We start from the raw sequence: 25,323 nt of genomic DNA, 5'->3' as shown, positions 1-25,323 counted from the left end.
ATGGAAACCAGCGATGAAGCATCAAGCTCCGAAGAGCAGTGCTCCCCGCCGCCGGTGTTGCGGTATATATTCAGACCGCCCCGACCTGTCAACAGCGAGTTTTAAAATCGTCATCTCTTTTCGCAAAAGATGTCTGAAAGCCCGGAAATCCGCGGCTTTCACCGGGTCGCGTTGACAGAGGCCACCCCCGCTGGCACGACGCGTCACGAAGCAGTCACATTCGCAACCCTATCGGAAGGCTGTCACATAACGCGCACGCGAGCTATACAGAGGCGCGCATGCGGGGAAAGGAAATCGACGGGGTGCACCCTTTCTTGAAACAGCGCCCGGTTCCGTCCGTCGACCTTGGTGACGACGAGCCGCTTTATCATCTCTCGCTGAAGCGACGGCCAGACCGGCGCCGGCTCAGCTTGCGCTGGCTTGGCGGTTCGGTCGTCACGGCCATCTTTTCCGTGATCCTCGTGGGTGGCGCGCTGCAGGCGGCGATCGGGCTGAAGCCGGAAGGCATCATCCGCCCGGCCCTTGCCGCCATCGACCCGGGCCGCCTCATTGGCGGCACCGTGGGGCGCAAGAGCGACCGCATTCGCGTCGAGCCCGACGGTGAAGAGCTGAAACGCGTCATCCAGGTGTCGACCGTCACCCGCGTCGATGATCGCGAGCACATCAAGGTCCGCCCCTTCGTGCATGTCAGGCGCGCGCTCGCCGCCCCGGTTCCCGAAGACATCGTCGCCCGGGTGCCGAAGTTCAACGCCCTCGCCCTGTTTGCGGAAGGAAATTCGCCGGAGCCGTCCGAGACGGCGGCGGCTGAAACGATCTACGGCGCTGAGGTCGACGGCGAAGTCACCATCAGCAGCGCGCCCTTTCCCGTCAACGCCAGGCTCTACGACGAGACGGCGGCCCTGAAGACGGCGGAAGTGGAACGCATCATCCGCGAGAATGCGCCCTTCCTCGCCGAAGGCGCCGTGGATGTCGCCTCGCTTCCCTATGTCGATCCCGGCCGCTTCGAAGTGAGCTCGGCCGATCCCCTGTCGCTCAACAACCTCGCCGTCGCCATCGTCCCGGAAAACGTCTCTCTCATCGAGAAGAACGACGAGGCACCGGTCGACGCGGCGATCGAGGAGAAGATCGTCCAGGTCGCCACCGGCGACGCGCTCACCAAGCTGTTGGAGGCCGAAGGCGCGACAGAGGTGGAGGCGGCCGAGATCCAGTCGACGATGATCGCCAATTTCGCCTTCGATTTCCGTGCCGGGCAGAAGCTGCGCCTCGGCCTTGCCGAGGACGAGGCGGGGCGCGTGCGCCCGGTCCGCGTCAGCCTTTATTCCAACGGCCAGCATCTGGCGACCGTCGCACTCTCCGATGGCGGCGCCTATGTCGCGGCGGCCGAGCCGAATTTCAGCGATGGCGATTTTGAGATGGCGAACGTTGCCGATACGCGTTCGCGCTCCAGTCTGCCGAGCATCTATAGCGCGCTCTGGCGCTCAGCCCTCAGCCTCGACATGGAGCCCGAGCTTGCGGAAAAGCTCGTGCGCATCTTCTCCTTCGATACCGATCTGCAAAGCCGGACCTCCAGGCGCGACGAATTCGAGGCCGTCTACACCGGCGATCCGGATGCGGAGGAGCTCATCTACGCCTCGCTCACCGTCAACGGCGCCAAGCATCGCTTCTATCGCTATCGCGACGAAGAAGACGGCTCGATCGGCTATTACGATCCCGACGGCAAGAGCGCCAACAAGTTCCTCCTGCGCAAGCCGGTGCCGAACGCCGTCTTCCGCTCCGCCTTCGGCATGCGCAAGCACCCGATCCTCGGCCGCTACAAGCTACATTCCGGCGTCGACTGGGCGGCACCGCGCGGCAGCCCGATCATCGCCGCCGGCGATGGCATTATCGAGCGCGCCAGCTGGTTCTCAACCTATGGGCGGCGCGTGGAGATCAAGCACGCCAACGGCTATGTCTCCACCTACAACCACATGTCGGCCATCGCCAAAGGCATCAAGGTCGGCATGCGTGTCCATCAAGGCCAGATCATCGGCTATATCGGCTCGACCGGTCTCTCGACCGGGCCGCATCTGCATTTCGAGGTCCTGGTCAACGGCCACTTCGTCGATCCCATGAAGATCCGCGTTCCCCGCGGCCACACCTTGACCGGTGCCGAACTCGCCCGTTTCAACAAGGAGCGTCAGCGCATCGACGCCTTGATCGCACGCGACAATTCCTCCCGCGTCGCGACTCTCACCGACTGAGCCTCACCAATTGCGCCCTCCGGGCGCTGACACCGGCGCCGATTGCACATGCGGCGAAACCTGCCTGAAAGGAGCCTGACGACATGCGACGCGGCATCTTGATTGGACTTTGGATCGCGGTTGCCGCCGCCCTTGTCGGCGTCACGGCCCTGTGGATGATGTCGCGCAATCAGGAGGGCGGCATCGCCGGCGGCCAGCGGCTCGGTGCCGACTTCACCCTCGTCGATGAAAAAGGCGCGCCGGTCACCGAAGAGATTTTTGAGGGCCACCCCTCTGCCGTCTTCTTCGGCTTCACCCATTGTCCCGATGTCTGCCCGACGACGCTCGCCGATATGGCGAGCTGGCGAGACGCGCTCGGGCAAAAGGCGGACGATCTCAACCTCGTCTTCGTCACCGTCGATCCGGAGCGCGACACGCCTGAGGTGATGGCGGATTACGTCTCCGCCTTTGGCGGCGGGATCCGCGGCATCACCGGCGAGCCGGACAAGGTGCGGGCCATGCTCGACGATTACCACGTCTTTTATCGCAAGGTGGAGACGGAGGGCGGCGACTACACCATGGACCACACCGCCTCGGTGTTCCTGCTCGACGAGGACGGTCGCCTCGCCGGCACCATCAATTTCAACGAAGATCGCGACGCCGCCCTCGCCAAGCTTCAACGCCTGCTTGACGGCTGAGCCGGCGGCGGCGAAACATTCTTCCCATGAAGCTTCCCTTCGACGGCTCGCTCGCCCTCACCGCCGCCTCGGCCCTCCTCGCGCTCGCCGCGATCGTTTCCGTCTTTCTCGGCTGGCAGCTGAAATCGGACGCGATCTTCATGGCGGTGCTGGTTTCGGGCCTGCCCGGCTGCTTCGGCATCTGAGACGCTTGCGCCCGCGGCCGCTCACCGCGGCGGGAACGTTTCGGCTGTCTTCCTCATTGCTTCGCTCGCGGGAGCGTTGTCGGCATCCCGCTTGTTTAGGGACAAGATGACGTTTTCCATCCCGCCGCAGGTCGCACCGATCCTGCTTCTGTCGGCATCCAACCTCTTCATGACGGTCGCCTGGTACGGGCATCTGCGCTTCACCGACCGGCCTCTGCCGCTCGTCATCCTGGTCTCGTGGATGATCGCGCTGTTGGAATATTGCTTCGCCGTGCCGGCGAACCGCATCGGCTACCGCGCCTATAGCGCGGCGGAGCTGAAGACGATCCAGGAGGTCATCACCCTCATCGTCTTCGTCGGCTTCTCCGCCATCTATTTGAAAGAGCCGATCACGCTCAACCAGCTCGTCGGCTTCGCCTTCATCGGGCTCGGCGCGTTCTTCATCTTCCGCGCCCCGATCTAGGCGGCGCTCCGGGGGACGGCCCTCAGCCGCGCCCGGCCATTTTCGACGCCATCACCGAGATCGTCTTCACATAGACGTCGGCTTTGTTCCACTGGTGCAAGACGTTGTAATTCGCCGTGCCCGGCTCCCAGCTCTGGCCGGCCTGCCAGCCATAGGCCCGCAGATAATTGGCCGTCGAGGCCAGCACATCCGGCACGGAATTGATGAGGTCGCGCCGCCCGTTGCCGTCGCCGTCGACGGCAAAGCGCAGATAGGACGAGGCGAGGAACTGCGTCTGGCCGAGTTCGCCGGCCCAGGCGCCGCGCATCTGCGCGGGGGTGAGATCACCGCGCTCGACGATCTTCAGGGCCGCCAGAAGCTCGCCGGTGAAGAAGGCGGAGCGCCGGCAATCATAGGCGAGCGTGGCGAGCGACGGGAACGTCGCCATCGATCCTGAATTGCGGCCATAGCCGGTTTCCAGCCCCCAGATCGAGACGATCACCTCCGGCGGCACGCCGGTGCGCTTTTCGATCGATGACAGGGTGGAGGCATAGCGGTCGATGAGCTGGCGCCCCTTGCGGATCATCGCGTCGTTCACCCGCTTGCGATAAAACTCGTCGAAGGAGAGCTTGAAGGAATGCTGTCCGCGGTCGAGGCGAATGACCTTCGATTGATAGGAGACGCCCGAAAGCGCCGCATCGATCACCCGCGGCGAGATGCCGGCTCTTGCCGCCTCCTGCTTGAAATCCTGCAGCCAGGCCGGAAAGCCCGCCGCTCCGTTGCCGCAGGAAGCGGCCTGCGTCGTGGCGGAAAAGCCGGCGGCCGCGCAGGCGAAAACCGCCGCGGCAACAACCCGTCTGAATGAAAGCATGAAGATGCCCCTGCCCTGTCGTCCATGAGGCTGCGACGTTAGCGCAGCTGCGAAGGACAAAGTCTTAAGGCCGGTGCGGGTTCCAGGAAGAGAGCGGAGGGCACACACGGTTTCCCGGCGAGGCAAACCGCACCAAACCGCGGCAAAAGAGACGGGCCCAAAAAGAACGCCCTCCCCGCAGACCGGGAAGGGCGTTCATGTCTCCTATGGCGGGGGCGGCGCCTCGCTGCGGCGGGGCGCCGTCTTCGAGCGACCTCAGGCGGCGATCGATTCGCCTTCCGTGCCGGTCTTGGAGCCGACGACATGGAAGAGGAGACGGTCGGAACCCGCCGTCACCTTGACCTCCGCACCGTCGCGGATCTCGCCGGCGAGGATTTTCTCCGCCAGCGGGTCCTGCACCTGCTTCTGGATCACCCGCTTCAACGGCCGCGCCCCATAGGCCGGGTCGTAGCCCTTGTCGGCGAGCCAGGCCGTGGCGCTGTCGTCGAGCGAGAGCTCGATCTTGCGGTCTTCCAAGAGCGATTCGAGTCGCTTCAGCTGGATCTCCACGATCGCGGCCATCTGCTGGCGCTTCAGCCTGTGGAACAGGATCACTTCATCGACACGGTTCAGGAACTCCGGCCGGAAGTTCGCCCGCACCACCTGCATCACCTCTTCACGCACCGCATCGACATCCTCCGTCTCCTTCAGGTTGGAGAGGAACTCCGCACCGAGATTGGAGGTCATGATGATGAGCGTGTTGCGGAAGTCGACGGTGCGGCCCTGGCCGTCCGTCAGCCTGCCGTCGTCGAGCACCTGCAGAAGCACGTTGAAGACGTCCGGATGCGCCTTTTCGATCTCGTCGAAGAGGACGACCTGATAGGGCCGCCGCCGGATCGCCTCGGTCAGAACGCCGCCTTCCTCATAGCCGACATATCCCGGAGGCGCACCGATCAGCCGCGCCACGGAATGCTTCTCCATGAACTCCGACATGTCGATGCGCACCATGGCGCTCTCGTCGTCGAACAGGAAGTCGGCGAGCGTCTTCGTCAGCTCCGTCTTGCCGACGCCCGTCGGGCCCAGGAACATGAACGAGCCGATCGGCCGGTGCGGATCCTGCAGCCCGGCGCGCGCACGCCTGACTGCGGTCGAAACCGCATGCACCGCCTCGGCCTGGCCGATGACCCGCCGCGACAGATCGTCCTCCATGCGCAAAAGCTTGTCGCGCTCGCCTTCGAGCATCTTGTCGACCGGCACGCCGGTCCAGCGCGACACGACATGGGCGATATGGTCGGGCGTCACCGCCTCTTCGACCAATCCGCCGCCGCCATCGCCATTTGAGGCCTGCGCTTCGCGCTTTTCCGCTTCCTTCAGCTTTTTCTCGAGCTGCGGGATGACGCCATAGGCAAGCTCGCCCGCTTTGGCGAGATCGCCGCGGCGCTGCGCCTGTTCGAGGTCGAAGCGCGCCTGGTCGAGCTCTTCCTTGAGCTTGGAGGCACCGGCGAGCTTTTCCTTCTCCGCCTGCCAGCGCTGGGTGAGCGCGGCCGATTCCTCTTCGAGGTCGGCAAGCTCCCGCTCCAGCTTTTCGAGCCGCTCATGCGAGGCCGCATCCGTCTCCTTCTTCAAGGCTTCCCGCTCGATCTTGAGCTGGATGATGCGCCGGTCGAGCTCGTCGAGCGCCTCCGGCTTGGAATCGACCTGCATGCGCAGCCGCGCCGCCGCCTCGTCCATCAAGTCGATCGCCTTGTCCGGCAGAAACCGGTCGGTGATGTAGCGGTTGGAAAGCGTCGCCGCAGAAACGAGCGCCGAATCGGTGATCCGGACCCCGTGATGCACCTCATATTTCTCTTTGAGGCCGCGCAGGATCGAGATCGTGTCGGCAACATTCGGCTCATTGACGAAGACCGGCTGAAACCGCCGCGCCAGCGCCGCGTCCTTCTCGACATATTTGCGATATTCGTCGAGCGTCGTGGCACCGACGCAGTGCAGCTGTCCGCGCGCCAGGGCCGGCTTCAGAAGGTTCGAGGCGTCCATCGCGCCTTCCGCCTTGCCGGCACCCACCAGCGTGTGCAACTCGTCGACGAAGAGGATGATGCCGCCGGCCGCCGCCTCGATTTCCGAGAGGACCGCTTTCAGCCGCTCTTCGAACTCGCCGCGATATTTCGCGCCGGCGATGAGCGCGCCCATGTCGAGGGCGAGGAGCTTCTTCTCTTTCAGGCTCTCCGGCACGTCGCCATTGGCAATCCGCAGCGCCAGCCCCTCCGCGATCGCGGTCTTGCCGACGCCCGGCTCGCCGATCAAAACCGGGTTGTTCTTCGTGCGCCGCGACAGAACCTGGATCGCACGGCGGATTTCCTCGTCGCGGCCGATGACCGGGTCGAGCTTGCCCGCCCGCGCCTCTTCGGTGAGATCACGCGCATATTTCTTCAAAGCGTCATAGCCCTGCTCGGCGGAAGCCGAATCGGCCGTGCGCCCCTTTCGGATGTCGTTGATCGCGTCGTTGAGTCCGTTCGCGGTCACCCCGGCCTTCGACAGAATGCCGGAGGTCGCGGCGCCCTTTTCGATGGCGAGCGCGAGAAGCAACCGCTCCACCGTGACGAAGCTGTCGCCCGCCTTCTGTGCCACATCCTCGGCTGTCTGCAGAACTTTGGCGAGCGGCTGCGCCAGATAGAGCTGGCCGTTGCCGCCGGAAACCTTCGGCAGCTTGGCGAGCGCCGCATCATTGGCGAGCTGCGCCTCTTTCGGCCGGCCGCCGGCGCGAGAAATGAGACCCGCCGCCATCCCTTCCGGATCGTCGAGCAGCACTTTCAGAAGATGTTCGGGAAGGAACTGCTGGTGCCCCTGCCCCAGCGCGTAAGTCTGCGCCGACTGGATGAAGCCGCGCGCGCGTTCTGTGTATTTTTCGAAATTCATCGTTTGACCCCTTCCGGCACCGGGACCCGAAGCATCCCGCCACCTGACATGAGATTGAGGCCTTCTTCGGAAGCGCCCCGTACCGGATGCTCATATGGGTGTGGCTGATTTGCCACGCAATGGTCGCGTGGCCGATTTTAGCGCGACGGCAACGGTCTTTTGGGGCGGGCCGAAAAGCCGGCGATTGCGCAGCCGGCGGCACCCAGAATCGCACCTTCACGCCGTACGGCGCGCACCGTCAGTTGACTTTCCCACCGCCGCAGCGGAAGCCGAAGCCCATGATCAAGGTCACCGCGCTTTACCGCTATCCCGTCAAAGGCCTGTCGCCGGAACGCCTCTCGGACGTGAGGCTCGACAAGGGCGCCACCATGCCCTTCGACCGCGCCTTTGCGATCGAAAACGGCCCTTCGGGCTTCGATCCTGAAAATCCGCAGCATCTGCCGAAGATCCGCTTCCTGATGCTGATGAAGAACGAGAAGCTCGCCACCTTCGAAAGCCGCTTCGAGGAGGCGACGCAAAAGCTGTCGATCAGGCCGAAGGATGGCGGCTCGGGCGGCTTTTCAGGCTCGCTGGCCACGGCGGAAGGCCGTACTGCGCTCGAAACCTGGGTGGCGGAGGAATTCGCCTCCGAGCTGCGCGGTCCGCCGCGGCTTCTGCGCGTGCCCGGTCATTCCTTTTCCGACGTGAGCACGAAATCGCTGCACCTCGTCAATCTCGCAAGCCTGCGCGCATTCGAGGAAAAGCTCGGCCGCAGCCTCAACCCCCTGCGTTTCCGCCCCAACATCGTCATCGACGGCGCGCCGCCCTTTGCCGAATTCGACTGGATCGGCAAGACGCTGGAGCTGCCCGAGATCACTCTCTCGGGGCGAAAGCGCACGCAGCGCTGCGCTGCCACCAATGTCGATCCGGAGACGGGCGCACGCGACGCGGCACTCCCGCGTGCCCTCATGGATCTCTACGGCCATTCCGATTTCGGCATCTATCTCACGGTTGCGCGCCCTGGCTCGCTGCGCGAGGGCGACGCGTTTTCGCTGCCGGCCTGAAACGCGGGGCTCCCTTACCGGGCCCTATCGCGGACACGAAAAAGGCGCGGGCCGAGACCCGCGCCTGATATCATTCTCCAAAGGACCGACGCTTATTCCGGAAAGGCTGCCAGAGCGGCGGCACCGTCGCGTGTCGGCTCGCCTTTGTCGTCGCTCTTGTCGGCGCCCTTGGCCTCGACCTTGGCTTCGCCATTGCCATTGCCTTCGCCGTCGGCAGCCGCGGCCTTCTTGGTCCGGCGGCGCGGCTTCGGAGCAGGCGCGGCTTCCGCCGTCCCGTCTCCCTCGCCATCCGTTCCGTTCTCGGCCGCCTTGGCGGCTTTGCTTGAGCGGGAGGCGCGGGCCGGCTTGGGCTTCTCGGCGGCGGCATCGTCCGCATTCGACGTGTCCGACTTGGCATTGTCGGCGCTCTCGGCGACTGCAGCCGGACGACGACGGGTGCGGCGTGGACGGCGCTCGCTGCGCTCCTCACCATCACCTTCGTTGTCGTTGTCGTCGTCATTGTCGCTTGCAGAGACCTGTTCGTCGCGATTGCGGCCGTCGCGATTTCCACGGCGTCCATCGTCGCGGCGCCCGTCATCACGACGATTATCGTCACGCCGGTTGTCGTCACGCCGGTTATCGTCCCGATTGCCCGAACCGCGCGTCTCGCGCTCGTCGGAATCGCGGTCGTCCTGGCGCGAATCGTTGCGCGAGGGCTGGCGATAGCCGTTCATCGGACGGTAATCGTCGCCATCCTCGTCGTCGTCCTGGTCCTGATTGTTGGCGCTTTGCTGTTGCGGCATGCTCGCCTGCGCGGCCATCAGGATGCGGTTGTAGTGTTCTGCGTGCTGGAAGTAGTTCTCGGCCGAGACATTGTCCCCCGAAGAAAGCGCATCGCGTGCCAGCAAGGCGTATTTGTCGGCGATGTGCTGAGCCGTTCCACGAACTTTGACGTCCGGCCCATTCGATTCATAGCTTCTCGAAAGAGGATTAGGCCCCTTGCGGTTGCGTCCCCGCGACCGCCTGTTCTGATTATGCCTCATCAACCGTTCTCGCTGGTTTAGAGCTTTTTGATCCGTGCCCCTACTCGCCGCGGCTTGACCGAGGCTGAGTTTTCCAATCGCACGATTCCCAATTCAGCCGGAGCTGCCCGTGTCGTTAATGACCATCGGTGGCGAAGACGTGCAAACGATCCGTGCTGGGGGCGATAACTTCGCCTGTCTCAAGGACATTTGTGTGGCGTTGTGCCCCGGATCGCCTCTTGACCGTAGCGAGATTGACTTGGATTTCCAAGTTATTTTTTCGCATTGCGGCAGGCGAAAGCAGCGTCTGCAACACTGTCATCACAAGCTTTCCTGGCGCTGACCACACGCACGATTCCGGCAAGATCGACTGTCTCGGAACATGCGGAAAGTCCGTTTTCCTTGAGAAGAGCTGTGACGTTGTCCGCCTGACCCGCGCCGATCTCCAGGATAAGTGCACCGCCTGGTTTCAAAAATTCGGGAGCGACCTCTGCGATCGCCCGGTAGGCGGTCAGTCCGTCTTCGCCGCCATCGAGCGCCATTCTGGGATCGAAGCATTCGACCTCCGGCATCAACGTCGCGACGACGTCGCTCTCTATATAGGGCGGATTGGAAACGATAAAAGTCAGGCTTTGCGGTGCGACCGCTTGTGCGAGATCGCGGAAGTCGCCTTGAAACGGCAAGAATCGCGCATCCACCCCGTGCCTTGCGGCATTCTCGCGGGCCAATTCGAGCGCCGCGGCACTCAAATCGACCGCGATGCATCGCGCTTGGCCAAGCTCCCGCAAGAGCGCCACCGCGATGGCACCGCTGCCCGTGCCGAGATCGGCGAAGACGAGCGGCTCGCCGCGCCGCGCCGGTCCGAGGAAGGCAAGAGCTTGTTCGACCGCGTGCTCCGTTTCCGGGCGCGGCGTCAAAACCTCCGGCCGCACCAGAAAGGAAAGCCCCCAGAACTCCGCCTCGCCGAGAATCCGCACGACCGGTTCGCGTGCCACGCGGCGTGCGATGAAGGCGGCAAAGCGCGCCTCCTCCTCATCCGACACCGGGGCATCGCCCGCCGCAATCAGCTGTTCAGCCGAAAGCCCGCAGGCCGAAGCGAGAAGCAGCCGCGCATCGCGCCCCGGATCGGCGATGCCAGCCGCCCTCAGGGTTGCGCGCGCCTCTTTCAGAAGCGCGTCGCGGCTTCGCGCCCCGCGACCGGCCGAAAGGTGCGCTATCGTCCCGCCCTCACGCCTGCGTCCTCGTGTCCATCCTCATCCCCTGGCGTTCATGCCGGCTCCGCCTCGATCGCGGCAAGCCGGTTCGCCTGGTCGTCGGCGACAAGCCCGTCGACCAGTTCGTCGAGCGCTTCGCCTGCCAGAACCTTGTCGAGCTTGTAGAGCGTCAGATTGATGCGGTGGTCGGTCACCCGTCCCTGCGGAAAATTGTATGTACGAATACGCTCCGACCGGTCGCCCGAACCGACCTGGCTCTTGCGGGCCGAGGCGCGTTCGCTGTCGGCCTTCTCGCGCTCCATGTCATAAAGCCGCGCTTTCAGAACCTGCATGGCGCGCGCCCGGTTCTGGTGCTGGGATTTCTCCGACGAAGTGACGACGATACCGGTCGGAAGGTGGGTGATGCGCACCGCCGAATCGGTCGTGTTGACGTGCTGCCCGCCGGCGCCCGAGGCACGCATCGTATCGATGCGAAGATCTTCCTGGCGGATCTCGATGTCGACATCCTCCGCCTCCGGCAGCACGGCGACCGTCGCCGCCGAGGTATGGATGCGGCCGCCGCCTTCCGTCTCCGGCACGCGCTGCACCCGGTGCACGCCCGATTCGAATTTGAGCCGCGCATAGACGCTGCGCCCGGAGATGGAGGCGATCACTTCCTTATAGCCGCCGACTTCGCCCTCCGAGACGGAGAGGATCTCGACCTTCCATTTTTTCAGATCGGCATAGCGGCAATACATGCGGAAGAGATCACCGGCAAAAAGCGCCGCCTCGTCGCCGCCGGTGCCGGCTCTGACTTCCAGGATGGCGCTTTTGGAATCGGCCTCGTCGCGCGGCAGAAGCAGAAGCCGGATCTCGTCGGAAAGCGCGGCGATGCGCTTGCGCAGAGCATAGGCCTCTTCCTCGGCGAGTTCGCGCATCTCCGCATCGTTGCTGCGGTCGGCGGTCAGCGCTTCTGCGTCTTCCAATTCCTGCTCGGCCGCAAGCAGTGCCTCGGCCTTGCCCGCCACCTCATCGATCTCCGCAAGCTCGCGCGACAGGCGGATGAAGACCTCCGTCTCCGGCGCCTTGGTGAGTTCTGTGGTGATGGCGTTGCGGCGGGCAATCAGCCCGTCCAGTCGTTCTTTCGGTATCATCCGCTCTCTATAGCGAGAATTCGCTCACACGGGGATGCGTTCGATATTCGCCCAGGCCCGCAATTCGGTGCGCAGTTCTGACGCGCTCACATCCTCGTCCAGCATGGCATTGAGCCGTTCGGCAAGGGGTTCAAGCCGCAATTCCAGGATCATCGCCTTGATCGGCCCGATCGATGACGGCGCCATCGACAAAGACCGATAGCCGAGCGCCAGAAGCGCCATGGCTTCCAAGGGCCGGCCGGCGATTTCGCCGCACACCGCGACCGGTTTGCCGACATCACGGGCCCGATGCGCGACCTTGCGCAAGGGGCGCAGAAACGCCGGCGACAAGGCATCGAAGCGGCCCGCGAGCCGCGTCGAGCCGCGATCCGACGCCATCAAAAACTGGAAGAGATCGTTAGACCCGACCGACAGGAAATCGACCTTCGCCAGCAATTCGTCGAGCTGCCACAAAAGCGACGGCACTTCCAGCATCGCCCCGAGCTCCACCTTGGCGGCGGTCGGGTGGTCGTGACGGTTGAGATGTGCCTCTTCGTTCCTGACGATCTGCGCCGCACGTTCAAATTCCGACACCTCCGTCACCATCGGGAACATGAGGCGCAAAGTGCGTCCCGCCGCCGCCTTCAACAGAGCGCGGATCTGGGTCTTCAAAAGCGCCGGCCGGTCGAGCCCGAGCCGGATCGCGCGCCAGCCGAGCGCCGGGTTCTCTTCTGGATGCGTGCGGATATAGGGCAGCACCTTGTCGCCGCCGACATCGAGCGAGCGGAAGGTCACGGGCTTGTCGCCGGCCCCTTCCATGACGTCGCGGTAAAACGCCTCCTGCTCACCGAGCCGCGGAAACGACGAGGCGATCATGAACTGCAATTCGGTGCGGAAAAGCCCGATGCCCGACGCGCCCGATTCCATCAGATGCGGCAGATCCATCATCAGGCCGGCATTGATCATCAAGGAGACGTCGACGCCGTCCTTGGTGCATGAAGGCGTGTCGCGCAGGCGGCGGAACTGCTCCTGCCGCCGTGCCCGGAAGCGCACCTTGTCGACATAGGCGAGCTCGATATCGCCCGGCGGGCGCAGATGCACCTCGCCCGTCTCCCCGTCGACGATGACGGGATCGCCCGATTCGGCGAGCGCCACGACGTTTTCCACCTGGCCGACGGTCGCGATGCCGAGCGCCCGCGCCACGATCGCGACATGGTTCGTCGGCGCCCCGTCTTCCAGCACCAGACCGCGCAGCTTGTCGCGGTCGTAATCGAGAAGTTCGGCCGCGCCCATATTGCGGGCGACGACCACCGCATCGGCCGGCATCTGCGCGCTGCCCGGACCGTGCGGCCGGCCCATCAGCGTGCGCAGGAGCCGGTTGCCGAGATCGTCGAGATCGTGCAGCCGGTCGCGCAGATAAGGATCGGCGCTGCGTGCGAGCCTCGCCCGCATATCGCTTTGCACCTTCTCCACCGCCGCTTCCGCGGTGAGGCCCGCAGCCACCGCCTCGCGCAGCCGCCGGACCCAGCCCTGATCCTGCGCGAACATCCGGTAGGCTTCGAGAATGTCGCGATGCTCGCCCTGCCCGGCCTCCACGCCGCGCGCCAGAAGATCGTCGACGGAGAGCCTCAGGCTGCGCATCGCCTCGTCGAGGCGCACGAGTTCCTGATCGACATCTTCCGCGATCAGCTGCGTCACCACCACGCGCGGTTCGTGCAAAAGCACTTTTCCGAGCCCGATGCCCTCCGAAAACGCCGCGCCTTCCAGACGAAAGGGACGGTTGAGATCGAGGTCGGCGCCGGGCGTGGCGAGGTCTTCGATTTCGCCGGCGGCGAACATTTCGGCAAGCACCATGGCTGTCGTCTGCAGGGCTTCCACCTCCTCTTCGGTATAGGAGCGGTGGGAGCGGTTCTGGACGACGAGTACGCCGAGAGTGCGACCGGCACGCAGCACCGGCACGCCGAGGAAGGAATTGTAGATCTCCTCGCCCGTCTCCGGCAGATAGGCGAAGGCCGGATGCTTCTGCGCATCGGGCAGATTGAGCGGTCTCGCCTCCGCCGCGATGAGGCCGACGAGGCCGCGGCCGACGCGCAAGGTGGCACGGTGGACGGCCGAGGCCTTCAGGCCTTCGGTGGCGAAGAGTTCGAGCGCCCCGTCGGCGCGCAGGATGTAGACGGAACAGACCTCCGTCACCATGTTGGCGGCGATCAGCCTGACGATCTTATCCAGCCGATCTTGTGCGCCGATCGGCTCCGCCATGACTTCGCGGAGCCGCCTGAGCAGCACTCTCGGTCCGGCAAGCGTCTCTCGCATTGCAGGCAGACCCCCTCATCCCGTCGCCGTGCGCAGTCTTTCACGGCCGCCCCGTCCCCCGTGGGCGCCGTATTCGACGTTAGCCCGTCAAGTCTTGTCCAGTTCGTATATTGAATGGAGGGTGCGTACGGCAAGTTCGGTATAGGCGGCGTCGATCAGGATGGAGATCTTGATCTCCGAGGTCGTGATCAACTGGATGTTGATGCCGCGGGCCGCAAGCGCCTTGAACGCCTCCGCCGCGACGCCCGCATGGCTGCGCATACCGATGCCGATGACGGAGACTTTCGCGACGTCGCTCGACCCCGAGACCATCTCCATCGCAACGCCCGGCCGCATCCCCTCGATGAGGGCGAGCGCGCGCTCGAAATCGCTCGTGGTGACGGTGAAGGTGATATCGGTGGTACGCCCGTCCTCGGAAATGTTCTGCACGATCATGTCGACATTGATCGCCTGATCGGCGAGCGCGCCGAAAATGGTCGCGGCGACGCCAGGTCGGTCTTCGACGCGTCGGAGCGTGACCTTCGCCTCGTCCCTGGAATAGGCGATGCCGGTGACAAGCTGCTTTTCCACGATTTCGTCCTCGTCACAAATGAGCGTGCCGATGGGTAGATTGCCCTCGCCGACCTGCGGCGCTTCCGGGTCGTCGAAGGAGGAGCGCACGAAGGTTCTGACCCCGTGCACCATGGCGAGTTCGACGGATCTGACCTGCAGCACCTTGGCGCCGAGAGACGCCATTTCGAGCATTTCCTCAAACGCGATCTTCGGCAGGCGCTTGGCGCCGGATACGATTCTCGGATCCGTCGTATAGACCCCGTCGACGTCGGTATAGATGTCGCAGCGCTCCGCCCCGAGGGCGGCCGCGAGCGCCACCGCGCTCGTGTCCGAGCCGCCGCGGCCGAGCGTGGCGATGCGGTTGTCGGGGGCAACGCCCTGGAAGCCCGCGACGACCGCCACCTGCTGGCGGCTCATGCGCTCGAGAAGCGTGCGGGAATCGATGTCGGCGATGCGTGCCACGCCATGCGCGGCATCGGTCCGAAGCGGGATCTGCCAGCCAAGCCAGGAGCGTGCATCGACGCCGATCGATTGCAAGACGATGGCGAGAAGCCCGGCCGTCACCTGCTCGCCCGAGGCGACGACGGCATCGTATTCGCGCGCGTCATGCATGAGCGACGCTTCACGGCACAATTTGACGAGCTTGTTCGTCTCGCCAGCCATCGCGGAAACGACGACGGCGACTTCGTGGCCGGCATCGACTTCACGTTTCACATGGCGCGCAACACGGCGGATGCGGTCGAGATCAGCGACAGAAGTGCCGCCGAATTTCATCACGAGGCGGGACATTTTCGGCTCGGCTAGGCCTGATGGAATTTAAGGGGACGACCCGCCAAAAGAATTGGCGCAAGCCGCGGCCGGGTACCCCGGCGCGCCCGCTTTTAGCCGGGAATGCGCCTGGGGGCAATCGGGACGGAGCTCCTCCCCCGATGCATCTTGAAGCTTGATCTGAATCAGCGCCGCAATCCCCGATGCGAGCATCATTGGCGGTTGCACCAGCGAGCATGGCGATGACCGGAAATTCCGTCGAGATCGCGCTTCTTTTGCGCCTTGCCGCAGCGCTCGCGATCGGCCTTTTGATCGGTCTCGAACGCGGTTGGGAGACCCGTCGCGCGGAGGGCCGCACCCGTGCCGCCGGTCTCAGAACCTTCGCCCTTTCCGGTCTCCTGGGTGGCGCATCGGCAGCCCTTGCACTTCCCCTCGGAGGTTTCGTCTTCGCCGCAGCCTTCCTTGGCTATGCCGGCGCGCTCATATCCTTCTCGATCCTGCAGGCCCAGGCGGAACACCGCTTCAGCATGACGACGGTCATCGCCGGCCTTCTCGCCTTCTGTCTCGGCGCGATGGCCGTCACGGGCGATGAACGCGTGGCGATTGCCGCGGCTGTCGCGGCTACTCTCATTCTGGCGTTGCGGGAACCTTTGCACCGCTGGCTTGCCGGGCTCAGTTGGGAAGAGATCCGGGCGGTCCTCGTGCTTTGCGCAATGACCTTCCTGCTGCTGCCGTTCCTTCCCAATCGGACCATCGATCCCTGGGATGCAATCAACCCTTACGAGATCTGGCTGCTCGCCATCCTGATCGCCATCATCTCGTTTGGGGGTTATGTGGCCGTACGCCTCTTCGGCAGCCGTCTCGGAATCCTTGCCACGGGGCTCGCCGGCGGTCTCGCCTCCTCCACCGCAACGACCGTCACGTTATCGCGGATGGCGCGCAAAGACCCGGCCTCGGCTCGGCTTTTCGCCGCAGGCATTCTCGTCTCGGGCATGGTTATGATGCTCCGCGTAGCCACAGTCGCGATCGCGCTTGCACCGGCTCTTGCGGCGGGTCTCGCTCCACCCCTGCTTTGCGCCGCTTTCGGCCTTGCACTCGGCGCCCTCGTCCTTGCTGGAAAACGCCACAGGGGCGTGGAGGCCCGGCTTGATGTCGGCAATCCTCTCGCCCTCGGAACCACGTTGCGGCTTGCCGGGCTCCTCGCCCTCATCATGCTTTCGGTCGGACTGGTCTTGCGAAGAGTGGGCGAGGCCGGCGTACTCGCCGTCGCGGGCCTCTCGGGCCTTGCGGATGTGGACGCGGTGACGATCTCCATGGCTCGACTTTCGCCGGGCCCGCTCGGCGCGGCCACGGCGACGACCGCGATTCTCGTCGCCGTGTGCAGCAACACCCTGTCGAAGGCTGCGATCGCCGTAGCCATTGGCGGTCGCGGTGTCGGCATCCCGGTTGCCGCGGCAAGCCTCCTTGCCCTCGCCGGCCTCGCGGCGACGATGGCGTGGCTGTATCTCGCCTGAAAGCGCGGCCTTCAGCATACCTCGATTGTTGCCATGGAAAGCAGGTCGCAGGCGGGAAGGCTTGACTTCCGACGCGTTCGCCACCTCTTCTCCGCACGCGCCCAAGCGGAGGACATCATGCAGGCCGGCTCATCCACCATCGATCCCAAGGAAGTCGCCAAATTCGAGCAGAGTGCTCAGGATTGGTGGGGCGGCATCAAGAACAGCCCGCTGCATAAGCTCAATCCGGTGCGGCTCGATTATATCGTGCGCCATGTCTGCGCCCAGTTCGATCGCGACCCGCGAGCCCCGAAACCGTTTTCGGGGCTCGACATCGTCGATGTCGGTTGCGGCGGCGGGCTTCTGGCCGAACCGATGGCGCGTCTCGGCGCCAAGGTGACGGGCATCGATCCCTCCCCCGCCAATATCGAAGTGTCGACCGGCCACGCCGCCGAAAGCGGCCTCGTCATCGATTATCGCTGTGCGGCGGCGGAGGATCTCGCCTCCGAACGCGCCCTCTTCGATGTCGTCCTGTCGATGGAGGTGGTGGAGCACGTCACCGATGTGGAGGCCTATATCGCGGCCGCTGCGGCGCTCGTGAAGCCGGGCGGCCTCATGTTCCTCGCCACGTTGAACCGCACCATGAAATCCTTCGCGCTCGCCATCGTGGGCGTCGAATACGTGCTCGGCTGGCTGCCCCGCGGCACGCATGAGCATCATCGTTTCGTCAAGCCGCGCGAATTGGCCGACGCCTTGATGGCGGCAGGTCTCACCATCAAGGACGAGACAGGCGTCGTCTACAACCCGCTCACGGACAGAATGCGCCTGTCACGCGACATGGATGTGAACTATATGATGCTGGCAGAGCGGCCGGCACGCTGAGCGCCGTCAGCCTGCTCCTTTGAGCCCGTTCCCTTGAGCCTTTCCGTCACGTGATCACCAGCGCAGAGATCTGGTCGTTTCTGACCGTCGTCATGATCGATGTCGTGCTTGCCGGCGACAATGCCGTCGTCGTCGGGATGGCAGCGGCGGCGCTGCCCGCGAAGCAGCGCACCAAGGTCATTGCGGTCGGCATCGCCGCGGCGACCGTCATGCGCATCGCCTTTGCGCTCGTCGCCGTCGAACTTCTGGAGATCATCGGCCTGTTGCTGGCCGGCGGCATCCTGCTTCTGTGGGTGTCGTGGAAGCTGTGGCGGGAACTCGAGGCCGACCGCAGGGCCTGCCATGACGGCGGCCACCGCGCCGCTTGCATCGAAGAACCGCAGCCCAAATCCATGCGCCAGGCGGTCTTTCAGATCATTCTGGCCGATTTGTCGATGTCACTCGACAACGTTCTCGCCGTGGCCGGGGCCGCGCACCAGCACCCCTGGGTCCTCGCCGCAGGCCTCGTCCTCTCGGTCGCGCTGATGGGCATCGCCGCAAGCCTCATCGCCGACCTCCTGCACAAGCAGCGGTGGATCGCTTACGTCGGTCTTCTGATCATCGTCTACGTCGCCGGCCACATGATCTGGGAAGGCGTCGAAGAGATCGCCACGGTCGTCGCCTGAGCCGGTCCGGACCAGCTCAAATGTGTCCTCACGCGATGGCGCTTTTCCAAACGGCAACGAAATGGATGCAGGCCGCCGTCACCACGAAGGCATGCCAGATGGCGTTCTGGAACAGAAGCCGCTGCCAGACATGGAAGATGACGCCCACCGAATAAACGATGCCGCCGCCGATCACGAGCCAGACGACGGATGAGGACAGCGCCTCCGTCAACGGCCCATAGGCGACGATGCCCGACCAGCCGAGGCCGAGATAGGCGACGAGAGCCACGCGGTCGAAACGGTGCGGCACGAAGAGTTTCCCGAACACGCCCGCCGCCGCCACGCTCCACACGAAGGCGAGAAGCCACCAGGTTTTGCTCACCGCCATGAAGGGCGTGTAGGTGCCGGCGATCAGAAGAAAGATCGCCGAATGGTCGAGACGCCTCAAGACGGCCTTCACGCTTCCTGCCGGCCACAGATTGTAGGCAGCCGAAATCCCGAGCGAGAGAACGAGCGTCCCGAGATAGACGCCCATCGCCGCCATTTCACCCGCGGGCACGCGTCCGCTCAAGGCGAGAGGCGCCGCGATCGCGGCTGCGATCGCAAGCGACAGGCCGAGCCCGTGCACGATTCCGTCGGCCCACAATTCCGCCGGCGAGTATTTGAAACGCGGTCCCGCCGCTCTGCGCATTCTGCCTCCTCATATCAGCACCACCGCCTCGCGGGCGCGGCATTCCTTTTCGTCTCGTCAATCAACTAGCGGGCGTTGCGGCGGCAGCAAGCCGGCCGCCCCAAACGCTTGCATCAAAGGCTGTTGCACACCTGCCACAGGCTGGAACGGTTCCGAGCGCCGTGCCGGAACCGCTTCTCCGGCCTTCAAGTTGTAGCGCCATCAATGAGAACGGAGACAATCATGCGATTTGCCAGAAACGTGACGCTCGCAGCGGCCGCTCTTGCGGCACTCTCGACCAGCGCCTTCGCCCAGAGCGCGGCAACGGCCACCACCGACCTCAACATCCGCTCCGGCCCCGGCCCGGAATATCCGATTGTCGGCTACATTCCGGGTGAGGACGAGGTCACCGTGAACGGCTGCCTCCAGGGCAGCAAATGGTGCACCGTCACCCATGAGGGCACGCAGGGCTGGGCCTATTCCGATTATCTGACGGCACCGATCAGCGGCTCGCCCGTCGTCATGACCGACCATTACGCCGATGCCGGCGTTCCCGTCACCACCTACGAACCTTCAGGCGCCGAAACCGGCGGCACGGCGGGCGGCGCGACCGGCATGGTCGGCGGCGCGGTCGCCGGCGCCCTGATCGGCGGTCCGGTGGGTGCGGCGGCCGGTGCCGCGATCGGCGGGGCGGCCGGAACGGTCGGCGGTTCTGCCGCCGGCGCCATCATCGACCCGCCGGAGACCGTCACCACCTACGTCCAGACGAACCCCGTCCAGCCCGTCTATCTCGACGGCGAAGTGGTCGTCGGCGCTGGCGTCCCCGAAACCGTGACGCTCACGCCGATCCCGGATTCCGACTACGAGTACGCCTATGTGAACGGCCAGCCGGTCCTCGTCGAACCGGGCAGCCACCGCATCGTCTACGTCGTGCGCTGATCCTGCATGGGAAAGGCCCGCCCCCCGGGCCTTTCCCAACCCACAGCGGACCTCCCCCGAGCCCGCAAAGACCCAGACCGGAGACCCGCCCGCATGGCGGGTCTTTCTTTGTTGTGTCCCGCTAAGCTGCCCCAAGCCCACATGCATTACGTGGCGCGGGCAAAGATCTCCGCCTAAGACGCCCGCTTCATCGCCTCGTCGGCGCAATGCAGGCCCTCCACCTCGATCGTCGCATGATCGATGTCGAAGCGCTCGGCGATGCGCGCCTTGATCGCCCGCACGGTGATATCGGTCGCCACCCCCTCGGCAAGCCGCGCATGCAAGGTCACCATCGGCCGCTCCTCGCTGATCGCCCAGGCATGCACGTGGTGCACGTTGAGGACGCCCGCAACCGATTGCGGCAGGTCGCGCTCGATCTCTCGGACATCGACGCCCGCCGGCGCACCTTCGAGCAGGATATGCCCCGCCTGGCTCGTCACATACCAGGCGCTGCGCAGGATCAGGAGGCAGACGAGAAGCGACAGAAGCGGATCGATCGGCATCCACCCCGTCATCAGGATGACGAGCGCGGCGATGATCGCGGCGACGGAGCCCAGAAGATCTCCGAGCACGTGCAGGATGGCGCCGCGCATGTTGAGGTTCTGCTCCTCCGAGCTGTGCAGCACGAAGAAGACGGCAATGTTGATGATGAGGCCGAGGACGGCGATCACCAGCATCGGGGTGCCCATCACCTCGACCGGCGAATTGAAGCGCCTCACCGCTTCCACGATGATCCAGACGCAGATGGCGAGGAGCGCAAGGCCGTTGACGAAGGCGATCAGAACCTGAAAGCGGTCGAAGCCGTAGGTGCGCTTCCAATCGGCCGGGCGACGCGCGATGCGAAACGCAAACCAGGCGAGCGACAAAGACGCGAAATCGGTGAGCATGTGGCCGGCATCGGCGAGAAGGGCGAGCGAGCCGGAGAGGAAACCGCCGATCGCTTCGGCGAGCATGAACGAGCCGGTGAGCGCGGCGGCGATCGCCATGCGCTTCTCGTTGCCGCCCGCCCCATGCGCATGTCCGTGGGCATGGGAATGCCCATGACCGTGACCATGATCATGGCTGTGCCCATGGTCATGATGATGATCGTGATGTCCGCTGATGGGGGCCTCCCGTGCCAATCCATGCCGGTTTAGAAAACTGGAAGGAAAAGGTCTAGATTGCTTCGAGGCGGGACGGAAGGAGGCTAGTTGAAATCTTCCGGCAGGACCGGCAGCGGCTGGAACGCGACGCCCTCTTCCTTGAGCTCTTTGATCTCTTCGCGGCTCGCCTCGCCGTAGATACCGCGCGGATCGCTTTCCTTGTAATGGATGCGGCGCGCCTCTTCGGCAAAGCGATTGCCGACGTAATCGGCGTGCGCCTGCACATATTTCCGCACCTCGCGCATCGCCTCCAGAAGCGGCGCCGGCACGGTGGTCGCCACCTGCTGTCCCTTGTCGCCGCCGGCCGCCACAGGAGCGCCCGCAGAGCCCGTCTCGGCCGCAACGGAGTGAACCGGCTCGCGTCCGCGTCCGCCCGAAATCGCCGGGGCCATCAAGGCGCGCTCAACCGCCGCCGAGCCGCAATGCGGACAAGAGAGCAGACCGGCCTCTTGCTGCTCTTCGAAGGCCTTTGAACTTGCAAACCAGGCGTCGAAGCCGTGGCCCTCGTCACAACGCAAATCGTAATGGATCATGATGCCGACCTCATCGGCGGCGCGACGGATGGCGCAAGGGATGGCCCGACTGAGGGCGGAGCGAAATTACGCTCGTTGGCGAGCGAGGGAATGCGGCCTCTGGCCTCGGCCGATTGCCCCGTGTCGATTTCGGCGAGGATCACCTCCTCGCCCTCGCCAGCGGCCTCGGCCAGCACCTCGCCCCAGGGCGAGACGATGATGGAATGCCCGAAAGTCTCCCGGCCGTCGCGATGGATGCCCGCTTGTGCTGCGGAGATCATGAAGGCGCCGTTCTCGATCGCCCGGGCGCGCTGCAGAACGTGCCAATGCGCCTCGCCGGTCTTGCGGGTAAAGGCGGCCGGCGCCGTCAACACATCCGCACCCGCCTTGGCGAGTGCCCGGTAAAGCTGCGGGAAGCGCACATCGTAGCAGATCGAAACGCCGAGCGTGGCGAAGGCGACCGGCACGAGCACCGCCTCGCCGCCCGCCGTATAGGTCGCCGATTCCCGCCAGCTCTCGCCGCCCGGCAGATCGACGTCGAAGAGATGGATCTTGTCGTAGCGCGCGAGAATGGCACCGTCCGGTCCGACCGCGAAGGCGCGGTTGGCGATCTTCCCGTCCTGACTTTTCAGGGCGAGCGAACCGATATGGAAGACGATGCCGAGCTCCGAAGCGAGCGCCCGGCAGGCGGCAAGCGTCTGATCGTCAGCCTCCGTCGTGATCGCCGCAAACAGCTTCTCGCGGTCGCGCTCGATGATGTTGCTCATTTCCGGCGTCTGCACATACTGCGCCCCCGCCTCGGCCGCGCGGCGTGCCAGCCGCTCGATCGTTGCGATGTTGTCGGAAACGACGTTGCTTGCATTGAGCTGCAGGCAGGCCGCCTTGAAACTCACGATCCCACCTCCTCGCCCGCAAGCAGAGGCTCCAGCCGCCCCTGCCGGTCGAGCGCGTAAAGTTCGTCGCAGCCGCCGACATGCTGGCTGCCGATGAAGATCTGCGGAAAGGTCTGGCGTTTCGAGCGCGCCATCATCTCGGCCCGCTTGTCGGGCTCGAAGGTGGCATCGATCTCTTCGTACTCTGCACCCTTCTCCTGAAGAAGCCGGATCGCCGAGCTGCAGAAGCCGCAAAACTGCCGGGTATAAATGGTGACTTTGGCCATGAATGCTCCAAGCGTTCCCCCAGATATAGCCTCACGGAAAACTTCCGCAACAGAACCATCGGCTTAACGCCGCGCCCCAAGGCCTGCACTCAGCCGAGCGGGACGATCCCGGCGCGCGCGAAGGTCACGACGTCGACCTCCTGCGCCCCCGCCTTGAGAAGCGCCTTCGTTGCCGCCTTCACCGTTGCGCCGGAGGTGTAGACATCGTCGACGAGAAGAATGCGGTGGCCGGCGACGACGCCTCTTTGTGCATCGCGCACCTTGAAGGCGCCGCGCAGATTGGCCTGCCGCTCCTTTTGCGACAGACCGACTTGCTGCCGCGTCCGCCGGCTGCGAATGAGCGCCCGCGGCACGACATGAAGACCGAGCTCATCGGCGATGCCTTTGGCGAGCACGGCCGATTGATTGAAGCGCCGTTGCCAGAGGCGCGAGCGATGGAGCGGCACGGGCACGACGAGCGTGCCCTCGCGGGCGAGCTCTCTCGCAGGCCTCAAAGTCAGCGCGATCAGCGTGCGGGCCACCGCCGCTTGATCGTAATATTTGAACTGATGCACGAGGCTGCGCGCCGTCTCGTCGAAGAGGACGGCCGAACGCGCCCGCGAAAACGGCGGCGGATCGGCAATCGCCTGCGCCGAAAGAATGCCCTCTCCGAGATCGGCGGCGAAGGGGATGCCGAGGACCGGGCAGAACGGCTCTTCGATGAAACGCAGCTTCGCCCAGCATTGCGGACACAGAAGCTCATGCGCGCCGACCGCCCGCCGACAGACCGGACAGAGCGGCGGCAGGAACAGGTCCGCGACCTGTCTCGCCCCCGCTTTCACGAGGTCGCGGAGGCCATTGCGCGCTCCGACCACGTCCGATCCCGCAGCACGAAGAGGCATGTCGCGTCGCATTCCGCTTCACCATGGCGCGTCTTGCGCTAGAACCCGAGCATGACCGCTCCCCCGATCCTCGACAAGCATCTCCTTCGCCGCCGCGAAGAGCGCGCCGCCCCTCCCGTGGAAGGCATCGATTTCCTCATGCAACGAGCGATCGACGAGGTCGCCATACGTCTTGCCATGGTGGAACGGCGTTTCGAACGGGCCGTCGCCGCCTTCGGCCGGGGCCCCGCACTTGCAGACGCTCTGCTGGCGAGCGGCAAGGTGGACAAAATTCTGCCCTTGGAGCAGAGCCTTGCCGCGGCGAGGCGGCATCGCACGGAGGTCGCCGTCGCCGATGACGAGGCGCTGCCGCTTGCGCCCGAAAGCATCAATCTCTTCGCCTCCGTCCTCAGCCTTCACAACGCCAACGATCTGCCGGGCGCGCTCATTCAGATCCGTCGCTCTTTGAAGCCCGACGGTCTCTGCCTCGCCGTCTTTCCCGGCGGCGGCACGCTTGCCGAACTGCGCCACGCCTTCATGCATGCAGAGGCCGAAATGTCGGGCGGCGTCAGTCCGCGCGTCATGCCCTTCGCCGATATCCGCGATGTCGGCGCGCTTCTGCAGCGGGCGGGCTTTGCCCTGCCGGTCGTCGACCGCGAAGTGGTGACCGTGCGCTACCGCGAGCCGTTGAAGCTGATGGCGGAGCTGAAGGCGATGGGCGCTTCCAATGCCTTGTCGGAGCGCACCCGCAAGCCGACGACGCGGGCGCTCATCGCCCGCGCGGCGGGAGCCTACCGCGAGCTCTATGGCGATACCGAAGGGAAGGTGCCGGCGACGTTCGAGCTTTATGCCGTGTCCGGCTGGGCGCCGCATGAAAGCCAGCAAAAGCCTGCGAGACGCGGCTCGGCGCAGGTGAGCCTTGCCCATCTCCTGGAAGAGAAGAACCGCGACTGATTGGACGAAGAGATGGGCAACGCGATGCGAGGCATCCGGGCAGGCCGCGTGATACACGCCGGCGCCCATCGACGCGAAACCTCAAGGGGCGGTGTGAGCCGCTCTAACCCCAGCCGATCTCTGCGAAATGATCCGCAATGCCGTCGTAAAGGGCCGTCAGCGAGGGAATGAAGACGCTGAAAGCCGCCACGACGGCAATGGTGATCAGCGAGCAGATGAGGGCATATTCCACCGCTGTCGCGCCGGATTCGTCACGACGGAGCGATGTCCAAGCCAAAGCGAGTTCGCGCAGGCGCGATCTCAGCATATCGCTCACAACAGATCGAGCAGATGGGAAATCAGCGGTTCGTCAGCTGGCGGCATGGCAAACTCTCTCATCTTTTGCGGCCGGACCCAGCGCAGTTCCTGTCCTTCGAGAGCCTGCGCCACGCCAGACCAGCGTCGGCAGACGTAGAGTGGCATCAGCAGATGAAGATTTGGATAAGCATGGCTGGCGAACGTCAGCGGCGCCAGACAGGCTTCCTGCACATCGATCCCGAGTTCTTCGCGCAGTTCCCGGATGAGAGCAGCTTCGGGACTTTCGCTTGCCTCGACCTTGCCGCCGGGAAACTCCCACATACCGCCGAACTCCTTATGGTCCGGGCGACGAGCCAGAAGCACGCGCCCGTCGGGATCGACAAGCGCCACGGCGACGACGAGGAGAAGCTTCATCGCGGCCT

At 64.8% G+C, this 25,323-nt stretch carries 25 protein-coding genes; 10 read left to right on the top strand and 15 right to left on the bottom strand.

Annotated elements, in window-relative coordinates; genetic code table 11:
- Positions 1-278: 278 nt before the first annotated feature.
- From J2R99_RS09070 to J2R99_RS09055, 4 genes are all read left to right on the top strand, one after another.
- A complete protein-coding gene (locus tag J2R99_RS09070) occupies positions 279-2,240 on the top strand; it encodes a peptidoglycan DD-metalloendopeptidase family protein (protein ID WP_307154093.1) in 1,962 nt (653 codons plus the stop codon).
- Positions 2,241-2,323: 83 nt separating this feature from the next.
- Positions 2,324-2,917 (top strand): SCO family protein, encoded by a 594-nt coding sequence (locus J2R99_RS09065; RefSeq protein WP_307154092.1) that lies wholly within the window; start codon positions 2,324-2,326, stop codon positions 2,915-2,917.
- A 26-nt stretch (positions 2,918-2,943) separates the two neighbouring features.
- Positions 2,944-3,102: a hypothetical protein gene (locus tag J2R99_RS09060; protein ID WP_307154091.1), complete on the top strand. Its 159-nt coding sequence runs from the start codon at positions 2,944-2,946 to the stop codon at positions 3,100-3,102.
- A 106-nt stretch (positions 3,103-3,208) separates the two neighbouring features.
- Positions 3,209-3,565 carry a DMT family protein gene (locus J2R99_RS09055; RefSeq protein WP_307154090.1) on the top strand — a complete coding sequence of 119 codons (357 nt, stop codon included), beginning with the start codon at positions 3,209-3,211 and terminating at the stop codon, positions 3,563-3,565.
- A gap of 22 nt (positions 3,566-3,587) precedes the next feature.
- Here J2R99_RS09055 and J2R99_RS09050 read toward each other — a convergent pair whose 3' ends face one another.
- A complete protein-coding gene (locus tag J2R99_RS09050; protein WP_307154089.1) occupies positions 3,588-4,415 on the bottom strand; it encodes a lytic murein transglycosylase in 828 nt (275 codons plus the stop codon).
- Positions 4,416-4,670: 255 nt separating this feature from the next.
- Positions 4,671-7,307 (bottom strand): ATP-dependent chaperone ClpB, encoded by a 2,637-nt coding sequence (gene clpB / locus J2R99_RS09045; RefSeq protein WP_307154088.1) that lies wholly within the window; start codon positions 7,305-7,307, stop codon positions 4,671-4,673.
- Positions 7,308-7,585: 278 nt separating this feature from the next.
- Between clpB and J2R99_RS09040 the strand changes: the two genes are divergently transcribed.
- Positions 7,586-8,350 carry an MOSC domain-containing protein gene (locus J2R99_RS09040; protein ID WP_307154087.1) on the top strand — a complete coding sequence of 255 codons (765 nt, stop codon included), beginning with the start codon at positions 7,586-7,588 and terminating at the stop codon, positions 8,348-8,350.
- Between the two features lie 92 nt (positions 8,351-8,442).
- On the opposite strand, the gene J2R99_RS09035 is transcribed toward J2R99_RS09040, so the two are convergent.
- From J2R99_RS09035 to J2R99_RS09015, 5 genes are all read right to left on the bottom strand, one after another.
- The gene (locus tag J2R99_RS09035) at positions 8,443-9,372 is read right to left on the bottom strand and encodes a DUF4167 domain-containing protein (protein ID WP_307154086.1); all 930 of its coding nucleotides are present in this window, start codon (positions 9,370-9,372) and stop codon (positions 8,443-8,445) included.
- 251 nt (positions 9,373-9,623) lie between these two features.
- A complete protein-coding gene (gene prmC / locus J2R99_RS09030) occupies positions 9,624-10,520 on the bottom strand; it encodes a peptide chain release factor N(5)-glutamine methyltransferase (RefSeq protein WP_307154191.1) in 897 nt (298 codons plus the stop codon).
- Positions 10,521-10,618: 98 nt separating this feature from the next.
- Positions 10,619-11,698 (bottom strand): peptide chain release factor 1, encoded by a 1,080-nt coding sequence (gene prfA, locus J2R99_RS09025; RefSeq protein WP_307154085.1) that lies wholly within the window; start codon positions 11,696-11,698, stop codon positions 10,619-10,621.
- A 24-nt stretch (positions 11,699-11,722) separates the two neighbouring features.
- Entirely contained in the window at positions 11,723-13,990 is a 2,268-nt protein-coding gene (ptsP, locus tag J2R99_RS09020; RefSeq protein ID WP_307154084.1) for a phosphoenolpyruvate--protein phosphotransferase, read from the bottom strand.
- An 87-nt stretch (positions 13,991-14,077) separates the two neighbouring features.
- Positions 14,078-15,331: an aspartate kinase gene (locus J2R99_RS09015; protein ID WP_307154083.1), complete on the bottom strand. Its 1,254-nt coding sequence runs from the start codon at positions 15,329-15,331 to the stop codon at positions 14,078-14,080.
- Between the two features lie 221 nt (positions 15,332-15,552).
- Between J2R99_RS09015 and J2R99_RS09010 the strand changes: the two genes are divergently transcribed.
- The 3 genes from J2R99_RS09010 (at position 15,553) to J2R99_RS09000 (ending at position 18,350) form a co-directional block, all read left to right on the top strand.
- Entirely contained in the window at positions 15,553-16,824 is a 1,272-nt protein-coding gene (locus J2R99_RS09010; protein ID WP_307154082.1) for an MgtC/SapB family protein, read from the top strand.
- 114 nt (positions 16,825-16,938) lie between these two features.
- On the top strand, positions 16,939-17,685 hold the full coding sequence (gene ubiG, locus J2R99_RS09005; protein WP_307154190.1) for a bifunctional 2-polyprenyl-6-hydroxyphenol methylase/3-demethylubiquinol 3-O-methyltransferase UbiG: 747 nt from the start codon (positions 16,939-16,941) through the stop codon (positions 17,683-17,685).
- A gap of 92 nt (positions 17,686-17,777) precedes the next feature.
- Complete coding sequence (locus tag J2R99_RS09000) at positions 17,778-18,350, top strand: YjbE family putative metal transport protein (protein ID WP_370872336.1); 573 nt, start codon at positions 17,778-17,780, stop codon at positions 18,348-18,350.
- Positions 18,351-18,378: 28 nt separating this feature from the next.
- Here the strand turns inward: J2R99_RS09000 and trhA are convergent, their stop codons facing one another.
- Complete coding sequence (gene trhA / locus J2R99_RS08995) at positions 18,379-19,020, bottom strand: PAQR family membrane homeostasis protein TrhA (RefSeq protein ID WP_307154080.1); 642 nt, start codon at positions 19,018-19,020, stop codon at positions 18,379-18,381.
- A gap of 222 nt (positions 19,021-19,242) precedes the next feature.
- Between trhA and J2R99_RS08990 the strand changes: the two genes are divergently transcribed.
- The gene (locus J2R99_RS08990) at positions 19,243-19,938 is read left to right on the top strand and encodes a DUF1236 domain-containing protein (protein WP_307154079.1); all 696 of its coding nucleotides are present in this window, start codon (positions 19,243-19,245) and stop codon (positions 19,936-19,938) included.
- A 173-nt stretch (positions 19,939-20,111) separates the two neighbouring features.
- Here J2R99_RS08990 and J2R99_RS08985 read toward each other — a convergent pair whose 3' ends face one another.
- From J2R99_RS08985 to J2R99_RS08965, 5 genes are all read right to left on the bottom strand, one after another.
- Positions 20,112-20,963, bottom strand: a complete 852-nt coding sequence (locus J2R99_RS08985) for a cation diffusion facilitator family transporter (protein WP_307154078.1) — start codon at positions 20,961-20,963, stop codon at positions 20,112-20,114.
- A 200-nt stretch (positions 20,964-21,163) separates the two neighbouring features.
- A complete protein-coding gene (locus J2R99_RS08980; RefSeq protein ID WP_307154077.1) occupies positions 21,164-21,652 on the bottom strand; it encodes a DUF1178 family protein in 489 nt (162 codons plus the stop codon).
- On the bottom strand, positions 21,649-22,527 hold the full coding sequence (locus J2R99_RS08975) for a carbon-nitrogen hydrolase family protein (RefSeq protein WP_370872335.1): 879 nt from the start codon (positions 22,525-22,527) through the stop codon (positions 21,649-21,651). Before J2R99_RS08975 ends, J2R99_RS08980 begins: the two co-directional genes overlap by 4 nt.
- A complete protein-coding gene (gene grxC / locus J2R99_RS08970; RefSeq protein WP_307154076.1) occupies positions 22,521-22,790 on the bottom strand; it encodes a glutaredoxin 3 in 270 nt (89 codons plus the stop codon). The genes J2R99_RS08975 and grxC overlap by 7 nt, the downstream gene beginning before the upstream one ends.
- A gap of 89 nt (positions 22,791-22,879) precedes the next feature.
- Positions 22,880-23,683 carry a ComF family protein gene (locus J2R99_RS08965; RefSeq protein WP_307154075.1) on the bottom strand — a complete coding sequence of 268 codons (804 nt, stop codon included), beginning with the start codon at positions 23,681-23,683 and terminating at the stop codon, positions 22,880-22,882.
- A gap of 39 nt (positions 23,684-23,722) precedes the next feature.
- On the opposite strand from J2R99_RS08965, the gene J2R99_RS08960 reads away from it, so the two are divergent.
- Complete coding sequence (locus J2R99_RS08960) at positions 23,723-24,604, top strand: methyltransferase domain-containing protein (RefSeq protein WP_307154074.1); 882 nt, start codon at positions 23,723-23,725, stop codon at positions 24,602-24,604.
- Between the two features lie 103 nt (positions 24,605-24,707).
- Here the strand turns inward: J2R99_RS08960 and J2R99_RS08955 are convergent, their stop codons facing one another.
- Both J2R99_RS08955 and mutT read right to left on the bottom strand, forming a co-directional pair.
- Entirely contained in the window at positions 24,708-24,911 is a 204-nt protein-coding gene (locus J2R99_RS08955; RefSeq protein WP_307154073.1) for a Flp family type IVb pilin, read from the bottom strand.
- Positions 24,912-24,916: 5 nt separating this feature from the next.
- Positions 24,917-25,315, bottom strand: a complete 399-nt coding sequence (gene mutT / locus J2R99_RS08950) for an 8-oxo-dGTP diphosphatase MutT (protein ID WP_128290911.1) — start codon at positions 25,313-25,315, stop codon at positions 24,917-24,919.
- Between the last annotated feature and the right edge of the window lie 8 nt (positions 25,316-25,323).

Origin of the sequence: Rhodopseudomonas julia, assembly GCF_030813515.1 — a bacterium.
Taxonomy (GTDB): Bacteria; Pseudomonadota; Alphaproteobacteria; order Rhizobiales; family Afifellaceae; genus Afifella; species Afifella julia.
The sequence above is the reverse complement of the archived record's forward strand: the minus strand, read 5'-3'. Positions and strand labels throughout refer to the sequence as shown.

What these genes read in the sequence shown, in the direction of transcription:
- J2R99_RS09070 (WP_307154093.1), top strand. Translation starts at nt 279, where the DNA reads ATGCGGGGAAAGGAAATCGACGGGGTGCACCCTTTCTTGAAACAGCGC.
- J2R99_RS09065 (WP_307154092.1), top strand. Translation starts at nt 2,324, where the DNA reads ATGCGACGCGGCATCTTGATTGGACTTTGGATCGCGGTTGCCGCCGCC.
- J2R99_RS09060 (WP_307154091.1), top strand. Translation starts at nt 2,944, where the DNA reads ATGAAGCTTCCCTTCGACGGCTCGCTCGCCCTCACCGCCGCCTCGGCC.
- J2R99_RS09055 (WP_307154090.1), top strand. Translation starts at nt 3,209, where the DNA reads ATGACGTTTTCCATCCCGCCGCAGGTCGCACCGATCCTGCTTCTGTCG.
- J2R99_RS09050 (WP_307154089.1), bottom strand. Translation starts at nt 4,415, where the DNA reads ATGCTTTCATTCAGACGGGTTGTTGCCGCGGCGGTTTTCGCCTGCGCG.
- clpB (WP_307154088.1), bottom strand. Translation starts at nt 7,307, where the DNA reads ATGAATTTCGAAAAATACACAGAACGCGCGCGCGGCTTCATCCAGTCG.
- J2R99_RS09040 (WP_307154087.1), top strand. Translation starts at nt 7,586, where the DNA reads ATGATCAAGGTCACCGCGCTTTACCGCTATCCCGTCAAAGGCCTGTCG.
- J2R99_RS09035 (WP_307154086.1), bottom strand. Translation starts at nt 9,372, where the DNA reads ATGAGGCATAATCAGAACAGGCGGTCGCGGGGACGCAACCGCAAGGGG.
- prfA (WP_307154085.1), bottom strand. Translation starts at nt 11,698, where the DNA reads ATGATACCGAAAGAACGACTGGACGGGCTGATTGCCCGCCGCAACGCC.
- ptsP (WP_307154084.1), bottom strand. Translation starts at nt 13,990, where the DNA reads ATGCGAGAGACGCTTGCCGGACCGAGAGTGCTGCTCAGGCGGCTCCGC.
- J2R99_RS09015 (WP_307154083.1), bottom strand. Translation starts at nt 15,331, where the DNA reads ATGTCCCGCCTCGTGATGAAATTCGGCGGCACTTCTGTCGCTGATCTC.
- J2R99_RS09010 (WP_307154082.1), top strand. Translation starts at nt 15,553, where the DNA reads ATGACCGGAAATTCCGTCGAGATCGCGCTTCTTTTGCGCCTTGCCGCA.
- J2R99_RS09000 (WP_370872336.1), top strand. Translation starts at nt 17,778, where the DNA reads ATGATCGATGTCGTGCTTGCCGGCGACAATGCCGTCGTCGTCGGGATG.
- trhA (WP_307154080.1), bottom strand. Translation starts at nt 19,020, where the DNA reads ATGCGCAGAGCGGCGGGACCGCGTTTCAAATACTCGCCGGCGGAATTG.
- J2R99_RS08990 (WP_307154079.1), top strand. Translation starts at nt 19,243, where the DNA reads ATGCGATTTGCCAGAAACGTGACGCTCGCAGCGGCCGCTCTTGCGGCA.
- J2R99_RS08985 (WP_307154078.1), bottom strand. Translation starts at nt 20,963, where the DNA reads ATGGCGATCGCCGCCGCGCTCACCGGCTCGTTCATGCTCGCCGAAGCG.
- J2R99_RS08980 (WP_307154077.1), bottom strand. Translation starts at nt 21,652, where the DNA reads ATGATCCATTACGATTTGCGTTGTGACGAGGGCCACGGCTTCGACGCC.
- grxC (WP_307154076.1), bottom strand. Translation starts at nt 22,790, where the DNA reads ATGGCCAAAGTCACCATTTATACCCGGCAGTTTTGCGGCTTCTGCAGC.
- J2R99_RS08965 (WP_307154075.1), bottom strand. Translation starts at nt 23,683, where the DNA reads ATGCGACGCGACATGCCTCTTCGTGCTGCGGGATCGGACGTGGTCGGA.
- J2R99_RS08960 (WP_307154074.1), top strand. Translation starts at nt 23,723, where the DNA reads ATGACCGCTCCCCCGATCCTCGACAAGCATCTCCTTCGCCGCCGCGAA.
- J2R99_RS08955 (WP_307154073.1), bottom strand. Translation starts at nt 24,911, where the DNA reads ATGCTGAGATCGCGCCTGCGCGAACTCGCTTTGGCTTGGACATCGCTC.
- mutT (WP_128290911.1), bottom strand. Translation starts at nt 25,315, where the DNA reads ATGAAGCTTCTCCTCGTCGTCGCCGTGGCGCTTGTCGATCCCGACGGG.